A 289-nucleotide genomic window follows, 5' to 3' on the forward strand; every position below is an offset into this window, starting at 1 on the left:
GACAGATAAAGGGCTTGCGGACCTGCCGATCACCAAGGGGACGCTTGATATCATGGAGGCCGCCGGGCTTGGTCGCGGGATCTTTGCCGAGGTCGATCCGAACCCGTCCGAGATCAACCTGCATGCCGGTGTCGACGCCTATAAGGCGGGCGGCCATGACGGGGTGATTGCCTTTGGCGGTGGCTCAGGGTTGGATCTGGGCAAGATGGTTGCGTTTTACGCGGGGCAGAATAGGCCGATCTGGGATTTTGAAGATGTGGACGACTGGTGGACGCGGGCCGATGCCGAC

General features: G+C 61.2%; 1 protein-coding gene. It reads left to right on the forward strand.

From position 1 onward, the window contains the following. Window positions 1–289, forward strand: a 289-nt coding sequence (locus O2N63_RS17510; protein ID WP_271055601.1) for an iron-containing alcohol dehydrogenase, incomplete at both ends; no start/stop codon positions are given.

The organism is Aliiroseovarius salicola (assembly GCF_027891095.1).
Taxonomy (GTDB): domain Bacteria; phylum Pseudomonadota; class Alphaproteobacteria; order Rhodobacterales; family Rhodobacteraceae; genus Aliiroseovarius; species Aliiroseovarius salicola.